24 protein-coding genes are annotated in these 22,123 nt (G+C 63.2%); 13 read left to right on the top strand and 11 right to left on the bottom strand.

Going from position 1 to position 22,123, the window contains the following annotated elements; all coding sequences use genetic code 11:
* The first annotated feature begins 236 nt into the window (after positions 1–236).
* From ftrA to Q9Q79_RS08950, 3 genes are all read left to right on the top strand, one after another.
* Positions 237–1,238: a transcriptional regulator FtrA gene (gene ftrA, locus Q9Q79_RS08960; protein WP_154267848.1), complete on the top strand. Its 1,002-nt coding sequence runs from the start codon at positions 237–239 to the stop codon at positions 1,236–1,238.
* 94 nt (positions 1,239–1,332) lie between these two features.
* Complete coding sequence (locus Q9Q79_RS08955) at positions 1,333–1,767, top strand: BLUF domain-containing protein (RefSeq protein WP_201862110.1); 435 nt, start codon at positions 1,333–1,335, stop codon at positions 1,765–1,767.
* A 23-nt stretch (positions 1,768–1,790) separates the two neighbouring features.
* On the top strand, positions 1,791–2,342 hold the full coding sequence (locus Q9Q79_RS08950; protein WP_224481844.1) for a chemotaxis protein CheW: 552 nt from the start codon (positions 1,791–1,793) through the stop codon (positions 2,340–2,342).
* Between the two features lie 11 nt (positions 2,343–2,353).
* Here the strand turns inward: Q9Q79_RS08950 and Q9Q79_RS08945 are convergent, their stop codons facing one another.
* The 4 genes from Q9Q79_RS08945 to Q9Q79_RS08930 all read right to left on the bottom strand — a co-directional run bounded on the left by Q9Q79_RS08945 (position 2,354) and on the right by Q9Q79_RS08930 (position 6,009).
* Positions 2,354–2,854, bottom strand: coding sequence for a hypothetical protein (locus Q9Q79_RS08945; RefSeq protein ID WP_005413048.1), 501 nt, complete (start codon positions 2,852–2,854; stop codon positions 2,354–2,356).
* A gap of 92 nt (positions 2,855–2,946) precedes the next feature.
* Positions 2,947–3,534: a TetR/AcrR family transcriptional regulator gene (locus tag Q9Q79_RS08940; protein WP_099529756.1), complete on the bottom strand. Its 588-nt coding sequence runs from the start codon at positions 3,532–3,534 to the stop codon at positions 2,947–2,949.
* Between the two features lie 86 nt (positions 3,535–3,620).
* Positions 3,621–5,390 carry an oleate hydratase gene (locus Q9Q79_RS08935; protein WP_201862108.1) on the bottom strand — a complete coding sequence of 590 codons (1,770 nt, stop codon included), beginning with the start codon at positions 5,388–5,390 and terminating at the stop codon, positions 3,621–3,623.
* Between the two features lie 94 nt (positions 5,391–5,484).
* Positions 5,485–6,009, bottom strand: coding sequence for a GNAT family N-acetyltransferase (locus Q9Q79_RS08930; protein WP_005413051.1), 525 nt, complete (start codon positions 6,007–6,009; stop codon positions 5,485–5,487).
* A 165-nt stretch (positions 6,010–6,174) separates the two neighbouring features.
* Between Q9Q79_RS08930 and Q9Q79_RS08925 the strand changes: the two genes are divergently transcribed.
* Genes Q9Q79_RS08925 through Q9Q79_RS08915 form a run of 3 tightly spaced genes read left to right on the top strand, consistent with a single transcriptional unit; the run spans position 6,175 to position 7,417 of the window.
* Positions 6,175–6,630, top strand: a complete 456-nt coding sequence (locus tag Q9Q79_RS08925) for an SRPBCC domain-containing protein (RefSeq protein WP_201862107.1) — start codon at positions 6,175–6,177, stop codon at positions 6,628–6,630.
* A gap of 11 nt (positions 6,631–6,641) precedes the next feature.
* Entirely contained in the window at positions 6,642–6,956 is a 315-nt protein-coding gene (locus tag Q9Q79_RS08920) for a metalloregulator ArsR/SmtB family transcription factor (protein WP_201862105.1), read from the top strand.
* 2 nt (positions 6,957–6,958) lie between these two features.
* On the top strand, positions 6,959–7,417 hold the full coding sequence (locus Q9Q79_RS08915; RefSeq protein ID WP_201862104.1) for an SRPBCC family protein: 459 nt from the start codon (positions 6,959–6,961) through the stop codon (positions 7,415–7,417).
* Positions 7,418–7,471: 54 nt separating this feature from the next.
* Here Q9Q79_RS08915 and Q9Q79_RS08910 read toward each other — a convergent pair whose 3' ends face one another.
* Positions 7,472–8,758: an alpha/beta hydrolase gene (locus Q9Q79_RS08910; RefSeq protein WP_201862103.1), complete on the bottom strand. Its 1,287-nt coding sequence runs from the start codon at positions 8,756–8,758 to the stop codon at positions 7,472–7,474.
* Between the two features lie 145 nt (positions 8,759–8,903).
* On the opposite strand from Q9Q79_RS08910, the gene Q9Q79_RS08905 reads away from it, so the two are divergent.
* On the top strand, positions 8,904–9,281 hold the full coding sequence (locus tag Q9Q79_RS08905; RefSeq protein ID WP_201862101.1) for a DUF4180 domain-containing protein: 378 nt from the start codon (positions 8,904–8,906) through the stop codon (positions 9,279–9,281).
* Between the two features lie 97 nt (positions 9,282–9,378).
* Positions 9,379–10,143, top strand: coding sequence for a hypothetical protein (locus Q9Q79_RS08900; protein WP_201862099.1), 765 nt, complete (start codon positions 9,379–9,381; stop codon positions 10,141–10,143).
* Here Q9Q79_RS08900 and Q9Q79_RS08895 read toward each other — a convergent pair.
* The 4 genes from Q9Q79_RS08895 to Q9Q79_RS08880 form a co-directional block, all read right to left on the bottom strand.
* Positions 10,140–10,922, bottom strand: a complete 783-nt coding sequence (locus tag Q9Q79_RS08895; protein ID WP_201862097.1) for a 3-hydroxybutyrate dehydrogenase — start codon at positions 10,920–10,922, stop codon at positions 10,140–10,142. The genes Q9Q79_RS08900 and Q9Q79_RS08895 overlap by 4 nt on opposite strands.
* A gap of 83 nt (positions 10,923–11,005) precedes the next feature.
* Positions 11,006–11,485, bottom strand: coding sequence for a hypothetical protein (locus Q9Q79_RS08890; RefSeq protein WP_227832772.1), 480 nt, complete (start codon positions 11,483–11,485; stop codon positions 11,006–11,008).
* Between the two features lie 74 nt (positions 11,486–11,559).
* Positions 11,560–12,291 carry a hypothetical protein gene (locus Q9Q79_RS08885; protein WP_197567578.1) on the bottom strand — a complete coding sequence of 244 codons (732 nt, stop codon included), beginning with the start codon at positions 12,289–12,291 and terminating at the stop codon, positions 11,560–11,562.
* A 91-nt stretch (positions 12,292–12,382) separates the two neighbouring features.
* Positions 12,383–13,735, bottom strand: coding sequence for a DUF1963 domain-containing protein (locus tag Q9Q79_RS08880; protein WP_201862096.1), 1,353 nt, complete (start codon positions 13,733–13,735; stop codon positions 12,383–12,385).
* Positions 13,736–14,281: 546 nt separating this feature from the next.
* On the opposite strand from Q9Q79_RS08880, the gene Q9Q79_RS08875 reads away from it, so the two are divergent.
* Positions 14,282–14,857: a hypothetical protein gene (locus Q9Q79_RS08875; protein WP_201862095.1), complete on the top strand. Its 576-nt coding sequence runs from the start codon at positions 14,282–14,284 to the stop codon at positions 14,855–14,857.
* A gap of 94 nt (positions 14,858–14,951) precedes the next feature.
* On the opposite strand, the gene Q9Q79_RS08870 is transcribed toward Q9Q79_RS08875, so the two are convergent.
* Positions 14,952–15,791 (bottom strand): type 1 glutamine amidotransferase domain-containing protein, encoded by an 840-nt coding sequence (locus Q9Q79_RS08870; protein WP_201862092.1) that lies wholly within the window; start codon positions 15,789–15,791, stop codon positions 14,952–14,954.
* Between the two features lie 96 nt (positions 15,792–15,887).
* Between Q9Q79_RS08870 and Q9Q79_RS08865 the strand changes: the two genes are divergently transcribed.
* On the top strand, positions 15,888–16,805 hold the full coding sequence (locus Q9Q79_RS08865; RefSeq protein ID WP_201862090.1) for a LysR family transcriptional regulator: 918 nt from the start codon (positions 15,888–15,890) through the stop codon (positions 16,803–16,805).
* A 552-nt stretch (positions 16,806–17,357) separates the two neighbouring features.
* A complete protein-coding gene (locus Q9Q79_RS08860) occupies positions 17,358–17,714 on the top strand; it encodes a hypothetical protein (RefSeq protein WP_201862088.1) in 357 nt (118 codons plus the stop codon).
* Positions 17,715–17,860: 146 nt separating this feature from the next.
* On the opposite strand, the gene Q9Q79_RS08855 is transcribed toward Q9Q79_RS08860, so the two are convergent.
* A complete protein-coding gene (locus tag Q9Q79_RS08855; RefSeq protein ID WP_201862086.1) occupies positions 17,861–19,276 on the bottom strand; it encodes a hypothetical protein in 1,416 nt (471 codons plus the stop codon).
* A 1,150-nt stretch (positions 19,277–20,426) separates the two neighbouring features.
* On the opposite strand from Q9Q79_RS08855, the gene Q9Q79_RS08850 reads away from it, so the two are divergent.
* Together Q9Q79_RS08850 and Q9Q79_RS08845 are read left to right on the top strand one after the other, a co-directional pair.
* Entirely contained in the window at positions 20,427–20,732 is a 306-nt protein-coding gene (locus Q9Q79_RS08850; RefSeq protein WP_201862085.1) for a hypothetical protein, read from the top strand.
* A gap of 74 nt (positions 20,733–20,806) precedes the next feature.
* The gene (locus Q9Q79_RS08845) at positions 20,807–21,529 is read left to right on the top strand and encodes a hypothetical protein (RefSeq protein ID WP_201862083.1); all 723 of its coding nucleotides are present in this window, start codon (positions 20,807–20,809) and stop codon (positions 21,527–21,529) included.
* The last annotated feature ends 594 nt before the right edge of the window (positions 21,530–22,123 follow it).

Below are 22,123 nucleotides of genomic sequence, written 5' to 3'. Positions count from 1 at the left end.
GGTGATGGGCGGCGGGCGGCGGGCGGCAACCTACGGGGGTAGAGTCGACTGTCAGTCGACGATCGCGCGCAGCGCGGGCTTCTAGGCGGTATCGCCAACAGCAGTCGACTAACAGTCGACTCTACCCCGTCGGGTGCCCAAGCCAGACGAATGCCCCCCGTGCACATGCTCCACAGGCATCACCTCATGCCCGCGCAGCATTCTGCGGCGCACATCACCACCCGTAGCATCAAGCCATGCCCAGCCCACCCGCCGATCCCAGCGCACCGCTCGTCGCCATCGTTGCCTGCCACGGCCAGGGCCTGTTCGAGTTCGGCTGTGCGGTTGGCCTGTTTGCGCCGGTGCGGCCGGAACTCGGTGTGGCCTGGTATCGCACCCAGCTGTGCGCGGGTGAACCTGGTGCGCTGCGCATGCTTGGCGGAACGCAGGTGCAGCTTCCCTACGACCTCAGCACAGTTGATGACGCCGACATCATCGTCATTCCCGGTTGGCGCGAGCCCAGCGAGCGCCCGCCACAGGCGCTGCTTGATGCACTCATCCGTGCCCACAGCCGTGGCGCGCGCATCGCTTCGATCTGCTCCGGTGCCTTCGTGCTGGCGTGGGCCGGGCTGCTCGATGGCCGCCAGGCCACCACCCACTGGCGCCTCACCGAAGCGCTGGCGCGCGAGTTCCCGCGCATCGATGTGCGCGAAGATGCACTGTATGTAGACACCGGCAGCATCATCACCTCGGCCGGCTCGGCGACCGGCATGGACATGATGTTGCACATGGTGCGCAAGGATTACGGCGCGCGCGTGGCCAACCTGGTGGCCGAGCGACTGGTACTGGCGCCATGGCGCGATGCCGAACGCAGCCAGCGCGTCAGCCGCGCCATTCCGCATGGCGAGCCCACGCGGCTGGCAAAGCTGATGGAGTGGATGCGCCGCAACCTGCGCGAACCGCATTCACTGGGCAGCCTCGCCGAGCAGGCGGCCCTCAGCCAACGCACCCTGCAGCGGCAGTTCCTGGAGGCCACCGGCCTGTCGCCGATCGACTGGCTGATCCGCGAGCGCGTGGCCTACGCCCGTGAGCTGCTGGAAACCACCGACCGGCCGCTGCAGTGGATCGCAGAACAGGCTGGCTTTGGTTCGCAGGAATCGTTCCGTCGTCACTTCCGTGGCCAGGTCGATGCGAGCCCTACCGAGTACCGCAACCAGCACCGCAGCGGTCTCGGTGCCGACCGCCTGGTGGGCTGTTGACCCAGTGCGCGGTGCCAGGCGTGGCGTGAGCAAAGCCTCACGACGGTGCGAGCTTGCGTGCGTATAGTGACGTGCGTCACACGAAGCCCCTTCCATGCTCCACGCATTTGCTTACTCCAGCCACATGTCGGCTGGGCTTTCCGATGAAACCCTCCGCCAGATCGTCTCGGGCTCTGCCGCGTTCAATCGCCGGGTGGACGTCACCGGAGCGCTGCTCGTCGACGGGCAGCGGTTTTTCCAGTACATCGAAGGCCCGCCCGACGGCCTGGAGGCGGTCAGGCGCCGCATCCACGACAGTCGTTCGCACGCCGCCGTCGCCCCGGTACTGGACATGGCAATCGGCGCACGCGCCGTACCCTACTGGGCGATGACCCGCATCGAGACCGGGCAGATCGTCGTGTCCGGGCTGGTCAATGCGCGATGGGACGAATTTGGCCATTCCGTTCCAGGCATGGATCAGCTCGTTGGCCTGCTGCGTCCGCATTTCCCACGCATCGGCACCGTCGAGCCGCCACGCGCCCCCGCCTGATACAGACTGAACCGTCGCCTTGCGTGCGCCTGCCGACGCGGCCGTGCGCTACGTTCGGGCGTCATCATCAGGATCCTCCTTCCCGCTGTCTTCGCCACGCCCATCGCATGCCAGTACCCGCCCCACCTGCAATGGAAAAACGCGCATCGCCCGCCGACCTGTTCGAGATCGTCATCGTGCGTGCAGGCACCGCCCTGTTCGCGATTGACATCCAGGCTGCCGTCGAAATTCGCGGCCTGGAGGCATTCGGCCCTGCAGACCGCAACGGCAGGCCGACCCTGGAAGTCCGTGGGCAGCCATTACCCGTGGTCGACCTGCGCCGCATGAGCGGCCAAGCGGCATTCGACGGTGGCAGCCCGGCCATGCTGTTGATCAATGCCGGTACCGCAACGCTGGCGCTGGCCGTGGATGAGGTGCTGGAGATTGAGACACCGGACGCGAGCGCACGCGTCCCCGAGCGTGCCGCAGGCCGATCGTTCGGCTTCTGCAGCCGGCACATTCAACTTGACCCGGCGCGCTCGGCTGCACTGATCGAACCGGTGGCACTGCTGGGCGCACTTGCCGCGCCGGAGTGACCGGCGGCGTCTCAGGATCGTCCTGCCAAGGCACGGTTTCGCAGCCTCCAGCACTGCGCGGCCACGCCGATCACGAACACCACCAGGCAGACCAGCAGCGTGTGCAGCACCACCGGGGCCATCGGCGCGGCAGCAATCGGATGCGCTGCCGGCACGCGGGTCAGCGTTTCGTTGACGCCGGGCACCAACGACAGCAGGAAGCTGAAAGACAGCGCAAACGTCGATGCATAAGGTGCTGCGCGCCCCAGCCAGCGCAGCCGCGCGGCCAGCACGCCGCCGAATGCCACCAGCAGCACGATCACCCCGAATGCGTGGCCGGGGTTGATCCCGCCCGTGCTGGACACGGTGAACGAGGTGGCCACCGACAGCACCAGCCCCACCAGGTACAGCTTGCCCGCGCGCGTGGCGGGATCGATTGCGCGATGGCGAATGAAGGCATACAGGCCACTCAACACCGGGATCAGGCTGACAGCGGTATGGATCACGCCAAGCGTGGACAGAGGGTGGGACATGGGACATCTCCAGGGATAGAATGAACCTACTAGTAGGTAGGCATTGGACTCAAAAAGAAGGCCCGCGTCGCCGCAGGCCCACCACACATCTCTCAGAGCGCCGCACTCACCCGCGCGATCGCCAACCGTGCCAGTGCCGCGAAGGTCGCCGCGTCACCAAAACCGCGCGCGGCCAGCATCGCGCCGTGCACCGAGGACATGAACGCCCTGGCCTCGTCCGCAGGGGAACCCTGCAGGCGCAACTGGCCCAGCGCCGCGCCCTTCTCCAGCGTCACCGTCAGCCACCCGCTCAGATCCTCGAAATGCCCGCGCACTTCATCGGCAATCTCCGCAGGGATCATCGGCGCCTCCGCTGCCAGCATCGCGCAGATGCAGAACGACGACGTCCCCCCTGCAATGCAGCTGGACCAGTACTCCACATAGGCGTTGAGCTCCTGCAGCGGGTCGTCCAGCTGCCGGTCCAGCAGCGCCAGGCCTTCGCGCGCCTCGGCCCGGTACAGTTCAACCACCGTGCGCACCAGGTCCGCCTTGCTGGGGAAGTGGTGATGGATGCTGGCCTTGCTGATGTTCACCCGCGCGGACACGTCGGCGTAGCTGAAGCCGTTGTAGCCACCGGCCTCCAGCAGCGAACGGGCATGGGCCAGGATCTCCTGGGCCTTGGGCGAGAGCGACTCTTTCATGCCGTCAACCTACTAGTAGGTTGACGTTGTGTCAATAACCCGCTGCTGGACCCGCCGGGCGTGGCCCGGCGCTACCGAGATCCCGATCAGTCCTCCTGCACCAGCTTGAACTCGCGCAGCAGCCCGCCGATCTGGGTCTTGTCCAGCTTGTTCATCAGCAGGTTGCGCAGGAACACCGGCCCGGGAATGTCCAGTTCCTTGCCGTCACGCAAACGCCCGGTCGCGGCCAGCAGCGAGCGCACGTCATACGTGGAATTGAACACCTCCGGCACGCCACGCTCGATCCCCAGCAAGGTGTACACCGCCTCCATCGGCGTGCGCACCGAGTACTCGGTGGTGAAGATGCAGTCGCGCTGCTTCGATTCGGCGAACTGGCCGATGAAAGCGAAGTTCACCGCACCTTCCGGCACCACGTCCGGGCGGTCACCTGCCTGGCGTGGCATGAAGAACGCCGTGATGTACGGCATCATCACCGGCACTGTCTTCGCGCCGGTCGCGGCCAGCTCATCGATCTCTTCCACCGGCACGCCCAGGTGATACAGCCATTCGCGCGTGATCTCCTCGCCGGTGCAGTCCTGCATCGGCTTCTTCACGTAGTCGCCGGGCGTATCCACGAACAACGAATACACCCAGACCACGATCTGGTCCTTGGGCTGGTTCTTGAAATGTGGCTGGCGATTCACCGTCCAGCTCATCAGCCAGCGCGAGTCGCGCACGCTGACGATGCCGCCGGTCACCACTTTGCCGCTGAAGGGATCGCGCTTGGCGATCTTCTGGATGTAGGCCGGAATGCGCGCATCCAGCGTGGTCACCGTTGCCGATTCCCACTTGGTTTCTGGAATGTGCGCGCCGAACACATCCGGACGCCCGAACGCGTCATCCTTCGCGGCAATGCGGCGCCACAGGTCCCAGGCAGGCGCCGGGCCTTCGTTCAGGCGTGCCGCAGTGTGGTGGTCGCCATTATCCGAGTTCTCGGTCAGCGAACCGATGGTCATGAACAGCAGATCATCCGCGCCGAGTTCCACGCCACCGGCTACACCGTCATGCATCCAATGGATGCGCGTGGCCTGCTTGCGGTCCGGCTGCAGATCAAAGTCGACGTCGGTCACCTCGGTACCGTACTGGAACACCACGCCTTGGTCCTGCAACCACTTCACCAGCGGCAGCACCAGCGATTCGTACTGGTTGTACTTCGTGAACTTCAGCGCCGAGAAATCCGGCAGGCCGCCGATATGGTGGATGAAGCGATGCAGGTACAGCTTCATCTCCAGCGCCGAATGCCACTCTTCGAACGCGAACATGGTTCGCCAGTACAGCCAGAAGTTGCTGTCCAGGAAATCACGGCCCAGTACTTCGTTGATGCGCTTGTTCTCCATCTCCTGACGGGTGGCCAGGAACAGCGCGATGATGTCCCTCTGTGCCTGCTCGGTCAGCGTGAACAGGCCATCGGTGTGTGCATCCTCGCCGCGATTGATGGTGGCGCGCTGCAGCGAATAGTTCGGGTCGTCCTTGTTCAACCAGTAGAACTCGTCCAGCACGCTGGCATCTTCGATCTCCAGCGACGGTATCGAGCGGAACAGGTCCCACAGGCACTCGAAATGATCTTCCATCTCGCGGCCACCACGGATCACGAAACCCTTTTCCGGCACCTTCAGGCCATCCAGCGCACCGCCAGGAATCTGCTGCTGTTCAAGAATGGTGATGCGTTCACCGGCCATGCGCCCATCGCGCACCAGGAACGCGGCGCCGGCCAGCGAGGCCAGCCCCGACCCCACAAACCAGGCGCGCTTGCCATCGACACCGGCGGGCTTGCGCGGGCGCGCGAAGGCTTCGTAGTTGCCACTGCTGTAGTACATGCGCTGCTCCTTCCTGGAGGGATCCTCCCCACTCTAGCGCCGAACCGATGTACCGATTCCTGCATGCATGCTGCGACCGAATGACGCAGCGGCGTCAGAGCTGGCGGCCCAGCAGCATGCCTGGCCAGCCGTCCACGTTGAACGGCGCAATTCGCGTGTAGCCGCAGGACTCGTAGAAGCGCACCAGATCACCGCTGCCTCCGCCATAGCAGTCCACGCGCAGATGGTCGAGGCCGGCAGCGCGCGCCTGCTCATCGGCAAACGCCATCAGGCGACGGCCAATGCCGCGCACGCGCGCATCACGCGAGGCCACCAATACCCGCACGTACAGCTCCGGCCCATCGGGCGCCGGCACATAGGGCATCGACTCGCCCAGCGCCAGGAACGCACGCACCTCACCCTGCTCGTTCTGGGCCACCCATGCGCCAGGCAGCGCGCACGCATCGGTCACCTGGGTGATCCGGCGTGGCACCGTGGACCATGGCTCGCTGCCCCATTGCTGCAGATTGCCGATCGACACGAACCATTCGATCACCTCGTCGAACAGCGCCAGCACCGCAGGGGCATCTGCCGCACTGGCGCGGCGGATGGTCAAGGTGTCCTTTCCTGTTTCAGTCATGCACGTACTCCTGTCAACGCGTCAATCAGCTGTCACGAGGATGCCGGCCAGCGGCCAGCACTACCAGGGTCGGAAGTCCCTGGGCCGGATTTGACATGCAGGCATTTACCTGCATATAGTCCATCCCAAGGGCGGCGCCTGCCGGCCCATCGCGAGGAACCTGCAATGGTGGATATCGCACACAGGGTCGGCATCAAGGCCCCCGCAAGCCAGGTGTATCAAGCACTGGCAACCCCCGAAGGCGTCGCCGCCTGGTGGGCCGAAGACACTCACGGCGCCCGCGAGACCGGCGGCACGGTCAAGGTCCGTTTCACCAATAACGGCCAGGAAATCGGTGCCATGGAAATGCAGCTGGAACAGCTCATTCCCGGCGAGCTGGTGCTCTGGAAGTTCCTGGCCGGCCCTGCCGAATGGATCGGCACGCATGCGCGTTTCGCGCTGAAACAGGAAGGCGACTACTGCATCGTCCTGTTCACCCATGAAGGCTGGAAAGAGCGCGTCGAGTTCACCTCCCACTGCAGCACCAAGTGGGCGGTGTTCCTGATGAGCCTGAAGGCACTGCTGGAAACCGGCAAGGGCCAGCCCAACCCACACGACATCAGGATCGACAACTGGAACTGAAGACACCCCGCATGAATGCAGACAAGGTGTTCAAGGCCTTGGCCGACCCCACGCGCAGGACGCTGCTCGACCTGCTCTGCGAGGACAACGGCCAGACCTTGGGCCAGTTGTGCGAGCACCTCGACATGGCCCGGCAATCGGTCACCCAGCACCTGGGCCTGCTGGAAGACGCCAACCTCATCAGCACGGTGCGTCGGGGCCGCGAGAAGCTGCACTTCATCAACCCGGTACCGCTGCATGAAGTCTACGAGCGCTGGGTACGCAAGTTCGAGCAGCAGCGCCTGAGCCTGCTGCATGACCTGAAACGCGAACTGGAAGGACAATGACGATGTCTGCAGAGTCAACCCGCTTCATCCACGTGATCTACATCGCGTCCACGCCACAGAAGGTGTTCGAGGCCATCACCCGGCCCGAGATCGCCAGCCGCTACTGGGGCCACGAGAACCTATCGGACTGGAAGCCCGGCTCGCGCTGGCAGCACGTGCGCGCCAACGAAACACGATCGGTCGAGCTGGTCGGTGAAGTGGTGGAAAGCACCCCGCCCTCGCGCCTGGTCATCACCTGGGCCGCCGCCTCGCAGGCCGACAACCCGGATGCTTACAGCCGCGTCACCTTCGACGTCGTGCCCTACCAGGACATGGTGCGGCTGACGGTTACCCATGAGGAGCTGGAACCGGGCAGCGGCATGGATACCGGCATCCGCCAGGGCTGGCCGATCGTGCTGTCGAGCCTGAAGTCGCTGCTGGAAACCGGCAAGGGATTGGACGTATTTGCGAAGCCGAACTGAGTCGTGCCGCAATCGGCGGCGGAGCGCCATCCGCCGCTGGCGCTCCCCATCCGGTCAATCGCTCAATCTGCGCGAACGCCCATAGCGCCCACTCACATCCTGCTTGATCCAATCGGCCAGCAGGCGCAGATAGCCGTCGGTGATCCGCGTCGACACGCGGTTGCCTTCGGCATCGATGCGGAACTCCACCATGCCGTGGTCGGTGTCCGGGAACAGGTAGGTCTCAATCGGCTGCTCTGACGCGCGCAGGCGCGACAGAATGGTGCGCGTGGCCGCAATCGGCGCAGCCCGGTCCTGCTCGGCCAGCACCCACAGCAACGGCACCTTCAGGCGGCGCAGCGCGGCCTCGGCGTCGTAGTCCCAGATCAGCTCCAGGTTGTCGAAGCGCGCGCGACCGATCCGGCGCAGGTCGGCGTCACTCATGCGCAGCATGTCGCCGCTGTACTCGCCGTTGATCGTCTTTGCCCACGGCGCGGCACCGATCTGGCTACGCACCCTGGCCAGCGCTTCGAACCCTTCAGTGAAATGCGTGCGCATCAACTGCGCGGTTGCGTCTGAAAGCTGCCCAACCTGCGCCAACGCCGCCGCATCCAGCTGCATGCGCCGTGCCTCATCGAACAACTGTTCGCGGTCCTCCTCGATGGGCGACACCACCAGCCCGAAGCCGATCGCCACGAAATCCGCCTGCGAGCGCGTCGCCGCCAGCGGGGCGATCCAGCCGCCCTGGCTGCCACCGAAGTAGCCGGCGCGGCCGAACCGGCCTCTCGCCAGTTCGCGCGCCTTGGCAAGCGCCGCCGCTGCGTCGTCGGCCAGCAGCTCGAAGTTCTGTGTGTACTCGCCTTCCGAATCGCCGGTGCCACGCTTCTGGTAAGCGAACACCGAAATACCCTGCGCCACCAGCATGCGCTGGTAGATCGCCGCAACCGCCATCATGCGTTCCGAGCCGTGCACCAACACCACCAGCGGCCGCGTCGGGTCGGCCGGCCCTGCCGGCTCGATCAACTGCCCAACCAGCTTGGTTCCCGCGCTGATGAACGTTGCATCGGTATCGCGGGTCGGCAGTCGCTGCCAGCGCTGCGTGGCTCCCGCAGACGACCTGAAGCTGACCACATCGTCGCTGCAGCTCACCGGCGCGTTGGCATCACCGGTGGCGCCACGTCGCCCGTCCAGCATCAGATAGCGCTGGCCTGTGGCAGGCGCCGCAGCGGGTGCGCCGAGCACCACGATGTTGCCCTGCTCGTCACCGTAGGCACTGGCCGTGCATAGCTCGGCGGCCGCGGCCGGCAGACCCGAACACACCAGCACCGCCATCAACAACGAACGTCCTTTCCACCCTGCCATGCCCTTTCCCGGTATCGTGAACCCGCCTCGTGCGGGCGCCCGGCGCAGCCTAGCGCGTTCGTTCGCCAGATTCATGCTGCATCTGCTTACTGTCGGCCTCTCCCATGGCCATACTGGGCGGACGATACGGACTTCAGAGCGCACCATGCACACACATGTCGAACAGATCGGCAGCACCCGCATCCTGCGCAGCGCCGATACAGGCCCGCTTCTGGATGGCAACGCCCTGCGCGACCTGGTCGGCGATGCCCTCGGGCACCAGGCCGATTGGATCGCCGTGCCGGTGCAGCGCCTCTCTCCAGACTTCTTCGAGCTGCGCTCCGGCATGGCCGGGCAGTGGCTGCAGATGCTGGTGAACTACCGCCTGCACTTCGCCGTACTGGGCGATGTCAGCGGCTACCGCGCACAGAGCGAATCGCTGGACGCGTGGATCACCGAGTGCAACCGTGGGCACAACGGCTGCTTCGTGGCCGACTGGGACGCCCTGCTGGCACGCCTGCCGGCCCCCGCCAGCACCGGCTGAACGCCGCCCCCACGCTCACTCTCGCCGAACCCGGTTCCGACCGCGCTCTGACGCCCGCCGCCACAGCATCACCCGCAGGCTTCCCAGGCGACGTTCGATGAGTGCTTCAGACGCAGATTCCCTGCACAGCAAAGTGGCGGCGGTCACCCTCGGCTTCTGGGTGATGAAGATCGCCGCCACCACGCTCGGCGAGACCGCGGGTGACCTGCTGTCGATGACGCTCAACCTGGGCTACGTGGCCAGCTCGGCCATCCTGCTGGCGATCTTCGCTGGCCTGCTGGGCATGCAGTTGTCGGCACGGCGCTTCCACCCGGTGCTGTTCTGGTCGGTGGTGCTGGCGACCAGCACCGCCGGCACCACCCTGTCGGACCTGATCGACCGCACGCTCGGCCTGGGCTACGCCACCGGCGCCAGCCTGCTGGCCGGCTGCCTGGCGCTGGCGCTGCTGGCCTGGCGGATGTCGGAGAAGTCGATCTCGGTCAGCAACATCGCATCGCGCCGCGCCGAAGGCTTCTACTGGACCGCCGTGCTGTTCTCCAACACGCTCGGCACCGCGCTGGGTGATTTCCTCGCCGACGATTCCGGGCTGGGCTTCACCGGCGGCGCCCTGCTGATCGGCAGCCTCATCGCGCTCACCGCACTGGCCAGCCGCATCAAGGGCATCAACCAGGTCATCCTGTTCTGGATCGCCTTCGTGCTCACCCGCCCGTTCGGCGCCACCTTCGGCGACCTGCTCACCAAGCCGCTGGAAAAGGGCGGCCTGGGCTTCGGCACGGTCGGTTCGTCGCTGGTGCTGTTCACCATTCTCGCCACACTGGTGGCACTGCCGATGCTGCAGCGTAAGGCGCAGCCAGCCAACTAGCGCGCCGTCCAGCCCCCATCCACCGGCAGCGCCGTGCCGGTGATCTGCGCCGCAGCGTCCGACGCCAGGAACACCACCATTTCTCCCAGCTGCTCGGGCGTCACGAACTGCAACGACGGCTGCTTCTCAGCCAGCAGCGCACGCGCGGCGGACTCCTGATCCGTGCCCTGGCGCTCGGCCAGCGCAGTGATCTGCTGCTCGACCAGCGCCGTCCGCACCCAACCCGGGCAGATCGCATTGGCGGTGATGCCGGTGCCCGCATTCTCCAGTGCGGTCACCTTGGTGAAGCCCACCACGCCATGCTTGGCCGCCACATAGGCCGACTTGTTCACCGAGCCCACCAGGCCGTGCACGGATGCGATGTTGATGATGCGGCCGGCGCCCTGCTGCTTCATGTGCGGCAAGGCCGCCGCCGTTGCATGGAACACCGCCGAGAGATTCAGCGCGAGGATCGCATCCCACTTGTCGACCGGGAACTCCTCGATCGACGCCGTGTGCTGGATGCCTGCGTTATTTACCAGGATGTCGATGCGGCCCATCGTCGCGACGGCATGCTCAATCATCCCGCGCACTGCCTCGCCACGGGAAAGATCGGCGCCGTCATGCGCCACGCGCACGCCGAACTCGGCTTCCAGTTTGGAACGCATGCGTTCGATCTCCGCCGCATCGCCGAAGCCATTCAGCACGATATCGGCACCTTGCCGCGCCAGCGCGGTGGCAATGCCAAGACCGATACCACTGGTGGAGCCGGTGACCACCGCAACCTTTCCAGAGAACATGGGCGAGCTTCCATCGGGCACAGGCGGCCAGTGTAGCGTCACCGGCTCGCCGCTTTAACTGACACCCTCAAGTCGGCCCACAGCTAGAAGCGGATGCCTGCCCGATCAACGGTCGCCAACGGGTTGGCCTTCCGCACCGCCTCCAGGAACAGCAGGAAGTCGCGGTTGAACAGCGTCAGGTTGTTGGTGAACGTCACGCACTTTCTGCCCGACGCTTTGCTGAAACACACCTGCCAGACATAGCGCCCGTAGATCCTGTCGGACGTTCGTATGACTGAGGTGATCTGCGAAAGCGGAACCGCCGTGGGCACCGGCCCACGCCGCAGGTAAAAGGAGGCCGCATCAAAGAAGTAGTGCTCCCGATCCTCTTTTCCATCCACCATCACCAGGGTCATGGACTTACCGGAAATCCGGCGAGGGGGATTCAAACGCAGCCCGGATTCCAATGCAGAACGCGCGGTCGCTGACATTCGCCGAAGGATGAACCAAAGGATCACCAACGGAAGCGCCGCAACGACAATGAAGCCTGCAGTCTTCAAAACAGTTTCCAGCGTGCTTGGCACACAGATCTCCAGGATGAACTTTCAGGCGATGCCCAATCCACGCCATGCGTGGATGATTCTCCCCCAACGCCTTTTCACTTCCAATGATCCGGCCCCAGGAACGGCAGGCTCAGCACAAACACCGGAACCGCCACAGGGATCAACGCCGCCCCCAGCACCTTGCCCGCCGCCGAACCCACACCCGGCTTGTCCTCCCGCTCCGGCAGGATTCGCTGCGCCCGCGCATTGATCGGCTGGTCCAGTTTCCCCTTCTCTGCCAGCGCCGCAGCATCCGGCAACTGCACCCGCTCGCCGTCGCCCTCGAACAGCGCGCTGTAATAGCTGCCGCCCTTCCTTGAAAGATTGCAGGCGCGGTCAAACGCCAGCGCGTAACGGGTCCGGTCCATCGGCAGGTAGTAGCGCGCCCGCTCCTCCACGGCCTTGGCCTCACGCGGGAGCACCTCAATCCGCTCCAGCTTGAACTGCGCGGCCTGTTCCGCCGTCACCTGCTCCGGCCGCAGCAGCAGCGCATAGCTGCCGTGCACCTTGGCCTTGTTGGCCGGGTCGCGCCAGTCTTCATGGAAGTACATCTGCGCGCAGGCCACCGCCTCGCGCAGCGGGCTGTCCATCAGCGCGCGGTACTCGCGGAACGGCGCGGCATTGAAGCGCATCGGCTCGTCATAGCGCGGCAACAGGTACAGCTGGCCGTCGTCGGCCACGAATGCGCCGGTGATCTCGCGGCTTGAGGCGTGTTCCTCCGGGCCACTGGCACAGCCGGACAGCAAGCCAAGGCACAGGGCGGAGAGAATGAAAAAAGACGTTCGCATGTCGTGTTCGAGGGCTTCCCTGGGAAAACGGCCCCGCCCGGAAGGACGAGACCAGCCCATCATGGTGCCATGCCGACCTTGCCCTGCCCAATCAGTGCGACTCCACCACACCAACGACGCGGTCAAACCTGCAGCTGCGCAGATCCTCGCGACTCAACCAGAACGTGGCCTGACCACAGTCACCAAACACCAGATCAATCGTCGGATCACACGCCAACTGCAGCAGGCAAACCGCGTCGCCCTCGCCTTCCACGTCGGGCACGATGCCGTGCAAGCGCGGTACGTGCCCCAGCATCTGGTGCACGCGCGTCTCGGCGCAGCGCTTGCGCCCATCAGGCAACGTGCCCAGGCTTTCATCAAACGGCAGATGTTCGTCCTGCAGGTGGCGGTACATCAGTGCAGGTATGCGCGCGGCCGCAGCCGGCGAGCCCGCCGCGTACGCAACTGCCGCCAGCAATCCCTTTGTGAACGCCCGCCCCATGCCCAGGTCGGTCAGCGTCATACACTCGAAGTCGTCGCTGATCTGTCCGATAATCCACTCACGGAATGCCTCCCGCGTTGCATCATCCGGGGCTTCGTCCAGGCCAATGGCGGCGGCGCGCGTCACCCATGCGCGTACGTCGGCGTAATCGATTTTCCCGCGCTTGCCTGCACGCCGCTCATTGCCGATCACCCGCGAAAGGCGGTCAATGATGATGCCTACCTGGGGGAAATCGGTCTGGTAACGCAGCCATTGCACCGGGAAGGTCCACGCAGGCGACTGCGGGCGCTCCCATTCCGTGGCTGCATCCGCGCGCGGAAACAGGCCCGTGGCCGCCACCACCGCACCCAGCCGCATTTCGTCCCGGCGCGAGGGGTAAATCTCGTAATGCGGCCGATCCTCCTCACCCGGCGGCAGCTCCAGCTCGTCCGGCCAGGTATCCATGCGCCGCGCCACCAAGGGCCATTGAACATGCACGCACGGCCCATCCTCCTCAGGTAGCAGCCATGCGGGATTGCGGTGCGCATGGTCTGAGGGGCCTTCACCCAGAATCGGACGCATACCGTCCGGCAGCGCACGCACGTGCTGATCGACCGCGACCTCAGCCGCGTACAGCACTCGCACGCGTTGCTGTGGTTCGTCCGTGTCCCATATCTGCTCTTCGTCGTTCATGGCGAAGAAGAACAGCATGCCTTGCGAGGGCATATCGGGATCCACGCGTGGCAGCTCGGCGCAATCGATCTGCGCCAGGAAGTGCATCGGCGCCGCTTCGCCGTAACTCTCGCCAACCGGCCAATCCATCCCATCGGGCAATTGCGGCAGACCGCCTAGACGGCTGCGAACCCTGGGGAATGCCGCCGGCGGGTAGAAACGCTGCAGCACCAGGGCCGGGGTTCGGTGCTTAGCGAAGAAGGCCTCAAGCACGGCGTCGGCATGGTGGTCGCGCTGGTCGGCGTGGTACATTGAATCTGCCTGAGCATCCATTTCGTTGACGTCCTTTTGAGTCTGGATCGAGCGCCACAGGTATATCACCCCCCAGCCTGCCTGTAGCGCCCGGCGATGATCCAATCACCAGCGCGCCAGATTGCGCCTTGGTTGGCGAAGTGGGCCAGGGGGTGCGGGCCGTGCGTCCTGGCCAAGTGCCAGATCAGCCACCCGGCAAGCCTTTGAAGAAGCGCCGCGACATAAGCCGATTTTCCAGCATGCCGATTACGGCATCTGCCGGGCGGCGTCACCGTGATGCGATGCCCATCGCAGTTTCGATTCTGGCGGGTAGTGCCCGTAGCGTGTGGTTACAGCGCGGCGCACTGTTCCGCTGCTGCAGCGCCTGGTCGGCCCTGAAGGCACTCTGATTTTCCGCAAGGGCGTGGGTCGCAGGCCCCTGCTGCCCTGGACCGACGCCAGCGGCATCGCAATTGCTGCCATGTCCGTCGCCATCACCAAGCACTTTGCCCCACTACTGGGGAACGGATGAAGAAGAAAGCCCACTCTTGAGAGGAGAACGCGCAAATGAACGCTGATGATCTGAAGACCATGCCGGTGATGGACCCTCTAGCCAACCAGCACACAGGTGGATCGAGTGCATCCAGACGCACCATCTACGTAGATCTTGATGGCGTAATGGCCGACTTCGACGCGGCATTTCCCGCCCTGTTTGGCCTGGACCATCGCTTGCTTGCCGACGATGAAATGTGGGGGCACATCAACAACCACCCGTCGTTCTTCCGCGACCTACCGCCGATGCACGGTGCAGTGGAATTCTTCCACAGCATCCACCACTTGAACCCGGTGATTCTCACAGCCTGCCCGAAATCGAACTATCCGCTCGCCGCGATGCAGAAGCGACAGTGGGTTCGCGAACACCTGTCAGCAACGTGCCTGGTATTGCCGGTCCTCGGCGGGAGGCACAAGCCCCTCTTCATGCACCAGCCGGGCGATGTTCTGATCGACGATTTCGAAGCGAACTGTGATGCCTGGACAGCGGCCGGAGGCGTGGCGATCAGGCACTCCGGCGATTGGGCCGCGACGCGTCACGCCCTTTGCCAGATTGAAGATCTGTCAGGAATAGCGCTCGCGAAGGGCTGATGCCCTCTCTGCCGACCACGTTGAGACTTCCATAGTCAGGCCGAGGCGCTGGCCCCTCGGCCCCAAGGCTGGCAACCTGCTGTGCAGCCCCGCCCTACTTCAACCGCTCCACCAACCGCTGCCCCACCTCCAGCGCCGAGGCCGGGTTCTGCCCGGTAATCAGCTCGCGGTCCACCACCACATGCCCGGTCCACGGCGTGGTGTTGCTGCTGAACTTCGCGCCCGCCTGCTGCAGCGCCGTCTGCGGGTAGAACTTCATCTCACCACCGCCGAGCAGCGGCTTGGCCTGCTCTTCTTCCTGGTTGCTGATCACCGTCATCTGGTAGCCGCTGTAGATCCACTTCGGCGTGGCCGGCATCGCACCGGCATCCAGCTTCGCCACGAAACCCGCCGCATCCGGTAGCGTGGACAGCAGCGCGATCGGCCCGTGGCAGACCAGCGCGGTAGTCTTGTTGCGCTGGTGGAAGTCGGCCAGCAGCCGGCCCAGCGCCGGGCTCTTCAGCAGGTCCTGCATCGGCGCGTGGCCACCGGGAATGTAGACCGCATCGAAACGCGCGTAGCCCTGCTGCTCCACGCGCGCCAGGCTGACCACCGGCGAGGCGGTCGGCGAGGTCAGCGCCAGTTTCTCCAGCAGATCCTTGTGCAGCGTCAGCTGCGCGGCGTCGTTGCCGAAGTAGGCCGGCGTCACCGAGGACGCATCCACCGTCGGCGCCCGCCCCTGGGGCGTGGCGAAGGTCACCGCGTGGCCCGCGTCCAGCAGCAGCTTCACCGGCTGCATCAGCTCGTTGAGATAGAAGCCGGTGGACAGCACCTTGCCGTCCTTCAGGTCCAGGTGGTTTTCGTCGGACAGCACCACCAGCACGTTGGCGGCATGCGCGCCGGTGGCGGCCAGGGTCAGGGCCAGCGCTGCGGCCAGCCGGGTCATCAGGTTCATGGGGAGCTCCTATCGGGGAATGGCCGCCACTTTATTCATCGCCCCAGCGGCGATAAATTGGCCCCATCGCAAAACACCTGTTCCCCGGAGAGCCAAATGAGCCGTAAGTTCGACTACCTGGGCGATGTGGAGGTGTTCCTGGCGGTGGTCGAGCACGGCTCGTTCACGGCCGGCGCGGTGGCGCTGTCCACCACGCCCTCGGTCCTGAGCCGCGCGGTCACTCGCCTGGAAGCGCGGCTGGGCCGGCAGCTGCTGCAGCGGACCACCCGCCGCGTAGGCCTGACCGACGCCGGGCGGCTCTATCTGGAACAGGTGCGCACCGCCTTCGGCCTGCTGGACGACGCCGAGCGCGACGTACTGGCCCAGGATGGTGCGCTGGCCGGCCGCGTGCGCCTGAGCGTGCCCACCACCTATGGCCACTACCGGCTGCCGCCCGTGCTGGCGCGCTTTGCGCAGCAGTACCCGCAGGTGCAGGTGGAACTGAACATCACCAACCGCAACGTGGACCTGGTGGCCGAAGGCTTCGACCTGGCCATCCGCCTGGGCCAGCTGCCGGACAGCGGGCTGGTGGCGCGAAAGCTGGAAGACGCTCCGCTGCTGCTGGTGGCCGCGCCGGAGTACCTGCAGCGCCGCGGCACGCCGCAGACGCTGGACGACCTGCAGCAGCACCTGTGCCTGCCGTTCGTGATGCCGCGCACGGGGCGGCTGGCGCCCTGGATCTTCCGCGACGGCGAGCGCGACGTGGACTGGCTGCCACGTTCGTCCATCGAGACTTCCGACGATGTGCTGGGCGTGGTGTCGCTGGCCGAACAGGGCATCGGCATCTGCCAGAGCTATGCGTTCATCGTGCGCGAGCGGTTGCAGCGTGGGGAGCTGGTGGAGGTGCTGCCGCAGTTGCGGGGAAGATCGCGGCCGTTCTCGGTGATCTATGCGCCGCATCGGCGGCAGTCGGCGGCGGCGCGGGCGATGATTGAGCTGCTGGTGGGGAATGCAGCTGAGACTGGCGTTGGTTGAAGCTGCGAGGTTCGCTGGAGGTGTCGGGTTTGAACCGATTTTCGGGGTGTGCGGTCTGTCGGGTGCCACTGCCTGCCGAAGCAGACTAAGAACTGTTGCAAAGAAGACCGTCGCGCTATTCGCTTGTGGCGTGGGCGATTGCGCCAGTTTGATTCGCCATCAGCAGAGCAGCTGCGCGAATGCGTCCGGCGGTGTCGCGCGCTGCACGAATGGTGCGTGCAACAATAGTTCTTCGCTCTCGGATTCGGCGATTCGTTCGCGAATTTCTATTGGCATTCGAAGCGGCGGCGTAAACACCATGACGCGCCACCGACAACGGGTGGCCGGGTCTGCAAACCCGCATTGATGTACGCGTCTGTAGTTTGCGCTTGCCCGCCGGCACCGCCCTTAACCGGTGCCGGCGGGCAATCCGTCGGCCTTTCTGGCGGGCGGTGCGTGGGGGTCTTCGGATCCACCGGTTCTATGACGCTACATCATCCCGGTTTGCAGCCATGCATCGTCCGCCACCCCTTCACGGTGGCGCTGTTAAGCACAGCCACGGAAGCCGACGCCATGAACGAATCCGACACCCTCTCTTCGTACACCGTTGTTGAGCCCATCAACGACGACACGCCCCTGCCCGACCTGAACTCCCTGCTCGGCATCCTTAAGCGCATGCGCGGCTGTGAAGGCGCTGACGGGCACCCCTGGCCAGAAACCGATGTATCACCCGGGCGGCGCGTGAGCCTGGCTAGGAGCGAGCGCGCGATGGTGGGTGCACTGACGGTGCTGGAGGTGCTGCATGCCGCCGACCGCTGCCGGGTGGCTGCGGACCCGGAACGGCATTTGGATGAGGGCGTTGTGGATGGGCTGTTCCTGGCTTGCCGGGGGTTGGTTGAGTGGGCTTGTCATGAGGTTAGGCCGGGGTGATCTGCTTGCCGGGGCATGCTCACGACAGACTTCGCTACGCATAACATCGAACAACGTCCGCTTCCGGCCACAAGCGGACGTTCAAAGCCTGAGTTAGGCCGAGCCGCGAAGCGGATTCGGCTTGAGTGAATTGTTACTTTTCAGCCTCAGTAAGAGTTGATAGTTCTCAGGAAGCCACTGTCTTTGCCAAGGTGGGGGATTTGTTGATCCGTAGCTGCGACGATCGCGTTCATAGCAGCCAGCGTGATCTGGTTCGTAGTTAGCGGCAATAACGACTGTACGACAGCACGATAATTGGGCGCGCACGAACGCAGGAAGAGACGAGCGGCAAACTCTCGGTCTGTGGGGAGCTTTACGAGTTCTTTAAACTCTTCTTCAGTGAAGCGATCAATCATCGCGTCGTAGTTTGGAATGGCCAATCCTGATACACCATAGCCGTTGCCAATCTTTGCCATAACCAGAGTTTTTACGTAGTGACGTCTAATGGCCTCCGGGATACGACCTGTCGTTGGAACGTAAGCGAGGAGGCTCTTTGCGTGAGGGGGTTCGTTATAGAAGTTATTGTAGGCGCTGTGAGCGTTGTAAAGAGCTGTTATGCGCTCAGCCATCTCTACGGCGAGAGTGTCGGGAGGAAGGTAGCCCAAGCCTTCGACCCCACTCAAAAATTCATTGGCCGCCGTTCTTCTCGTGACTTCGCCATTTGCAGCGAAGGTTGAGAAACGTAAGCCGCACTCATATCTTGCATCTTCGGGGGCAAGGTCCCAGCACTTGCGAGCAATCAGCCTGATGTTAGATCGAACTTGGGTGGTTGCGTTGTCAGCGGTGTACATGCCAAAGAGTGTTCTGAGCAAAGATCTAACTATGTCAGCAGGTAAATGCTCCATTCCGGATCGAATGTGCTGAGCATCCTGCTCCAATAAACTCGAGTTGCGAATGCTGCTAAGGAAGCGTTTGACTTCTATCGCAGCAGCTTCTGGATCTTTAGCTATTACCTCCTTTATGCATGTTTCCAACCAAGAGATCAGTTGCAGCCCACTGAGATCGTTCTGGTTTGGATGGGCAGCGCTTGCCCAGTTGCGCATATCCCGTATGTAGTCAAGGTGGCGATATCCGATATCTGAGAGAATCCCCGTTAGATGGCAGCCGCGAATCAGCTCCCACTCCTCGATTTTTGTAAGATCGGCTTCATCACGCAACTTAGATCTACGTGCTGGATCAGTGACTACGCTGTCATAGAAATACTCAAGGTCAAATCGAGCGACCTTTCTTCTGAGATGAACTACTGTTTCGTCCCAAACGAAGTTCAAGGCAGCGTCGAACAATCCTGCGCCGCATGCCGCAATGAACTTAGAAAGATAAAGTGCGTCTCCGCGCTTCGCATGTTCGATTAGCGCAATGACGTCGGGCAGGTTAGCAATGACCCGCTGTCGCTCCGCAGTAGGGACGAGAACGTTCTGGGTCGGAAGGCCAAGCTCGCCCAGGTAGTTTACGAGAGCTCCTGTGAACTGGTCGACCCGCTCGACAACTTGGTTCTGGCTTACAACGATCGTAGGTATCGACATAGTTTCCCCCTGCAAAATAGCTAACTAATAGAAGGACCCCAAGGTCCGGTTATACGACTTATCCGCAAATCCATATGGTTGGCTTTCCCCTTGATACAGCTCGATCTTAGGGCGGCTGCGTCCGGCTAACAAGCCTGCGTATAGCCGGACCCAGCGTTAAGCTCGGGCACGGCACCAATGACCGCTATGGGTCGCATAACGCCCAGCTTCTCGAGCTAGGTGAACGCTGACCAATCCCTCTACCAGGAGTTGGCCATGGTAATTTTCTACACACTTCAACCCTTCGAACCCTGGAACAAAGGAAAGTTAGTCGGCCAGAAGGCCCCACTGAAGCTGAAGGACATTTGGGCTATCCAGATCAGACTTCAGCTCGGCCACAAGATCCGCGACCTCGCTCTGTTCAACCTAGCGATTGATTCGACGCTACGCGCCTGCGATCTGGTTAAGCTTCGGGTATCTGACGTCTCGCATGGTGGCCAAGCAGCATCCCGCGCAATCGTGATGCAACATAAGACGAGGCGACCTGTCCAGTTCGAGATCCCCCAATCGACTCGCGAGGCCGTCTAGGCATGGATCGCCCATGCCAACCTCAAGGCTTCGGAATTCCTGTTCCGCAGCGGCGTGGCGGAATCGCCCCACCTGTCGACGAGGCAGTACGCCCGGATCGTCCATCGCTAGGTGGAAGATGCCGGCCTCGAGTCGGGCTCCTACGGCACGCACACGATGCGCAGGACCAAAGCTTCGTTGACCTACCGACGCGCGCGAAACCTTCGGGCCGTTCAGCTCTTGCCTGGGCACACGAAGCTGGAGAGCACCGTTCGCTATCTGGGCATCGACATCGAGGACGCCGTGGAGATCGCCGAGCGGACCGATGTCTGAGCCCGGAAAGCTGATCCTCGTCCTGCAGAAGGTCGAGGATCGGCCAAAAGCAGACATTTGCACACCTGTTGGCTGACGGCTGGATCGGCCTCCGAGCCCACCACTCTGTCCGGTTACGCGTCAGCTTGTTAGCCGGAGCCGCTCACCCTAAAATCTAGCCGCGTCAACGGTATGCGACATCACCTTGTGGTCTGTGGGTAAGGCGAATAGTCGGATCTGCGGATCCGTCCGATCACCATCTAATCAATAGTTTGTCGCTTAAGGAGACCATATGCGTGCCGAGAAGAAGAAAATCGAGGGTGATCTAACTCTTACGGACGGTCTCGCTCTCTACGGACAGGCGTCGGGGAATATTGTCGTAACTAACGGTGGCGAGCTGCTCCTTTACGGAGTTTGCGGTCGCAACCTCACCGTCCAAGAAGGCGGGAAGGCCATCATCTACGGCATGGTCAGTGGCCATGTCGTCAATGACGGGGGACACCTTCAGGTACTGGGGACAATCGTGGGATCGTTGCGCTCGCCCAGCGGGGACACCGAGGTCAATCCAAATGCGTCAGTTATTGGCGGCCGCGGCTAACAGTTCATTCAAGCCGAACCCGCTTCGCGGCGCGGCTTAACTCAGGTTTTAGGCGCTCAACGGGGGAATAGGCTTTGAAGCTACCAAATTGGTTCAAGATCATCTGGTGGCTGCTACTAGTCGGCCTACTATCCGCGTTCTTGTTGCATCGCTACCCAGAGCTAGCGCTCGGTCGTGCGGTTCCAGCAGACATCGTAGTATTTGTCATTTGGGTCGCGCTTCTGCTAGCTCCGCTGTTCAACGAGGTGTCGCTACTTGGGGTCACCCTCAAGCAGCAGATTGACGAACTTAAAGAACACGTCGCAAACCAGATCACGGAAGTAAAGAGCGAGGTTAGGAACGCAGTCGATGTCCGTGCCACGTTCAGTCCACACTTCAACATCCCTGCGCCCGCAGCTGACGCACAGCTTCCCGAAATAGAGCGACGCATCAAGTCGGCAGTCTCGGATGCGTTGGCAGAGCACGGAATTCGGCAGCCGCCCCCGCCAGCTCAAATTTCTGTATCTAACGATGTGGCGCTCTTGTTCGCCACTCGCTACAACCTAGAAAAGGAGCTTCGCCGTATCAGTGAGGCACGACAACTTACGCTGGAGGCGCGTCGTTCGATGCCGTTGCATCATCTCATTCGTGCACTCATCCAGGCCGAGCTGCTAGAGTCTCCGATGGCAAGCGCTATTCGAGAGGTCTATTCCGTCTGCACGCCCGCGATCCATGGCGAAGAAGTGACCTCGGCTCAAATTGCGTTTGTACAAGACGTTGGTCCAGAACTGATTGCAGCGCTGAGGGCCATCACATGAGACACACTCCTAACAACTCATTCAAGCCGAATCCGCTTCTCGGCACGGCTTAATTCAGGCGTTGAACCCCCGCTTCTGGCCTCAGGATGACTACCAACTCACAGTCCTCGTTACTGGGATCAGTGAGGTGGCAGCAGAGGTGGGCGCACTGCGGTAGGCTGTCCGGAAGGTCGGACGCTCATGACGAGCTACGTTTTTACGGGAAGCATGCTTCGGCGAATTGAATCTATTTCTCAGGCCGCAGCTTGGGACGGTTATGGCGGATGAGGGAGCTCAGCGCCTGACTTCGCTCGATACAAGCTGATTTACGGCTGGAATGCTCCCGGCAAAACAACTCTTTCCCGTGTCTTTCGGCTATTGAACGGGCCGACCGTCAGCCGGTTGCCTGCCGGCGCACATGTGCGCGTCAGCATGGGGCAGGAAGTTCTGGATAGCCGGAACAGGATTGGGGGCGGGTCCCCGTGTGCATCTTCAATCGGGACAGCGCGTTGAGATTGAAGGTGCAAAGTTCACCAATGACGGGGAAGCGGATGTTGCGCTTCTGCAGGCTGGGCTGGGGATCGGGCAGCACTTGTCGATATGCGTCCGGCTATT

This window comes from Stenotrophomonas sp. a6, from assembly GCF_030913325.1.
Classification (GTDB): domain Bacteria; phylum Pseudomonadota; class Gammaproteobacteria; order Xanthomonadales; family Xanthomonadaceae; genus Stenotrophomonas; species Stenotrophomonas maltophilia.
Note: the sequence above shows the minus strand (reverse complement) of the source record. Positions and strands in the feature narration are given on the sequence as shown.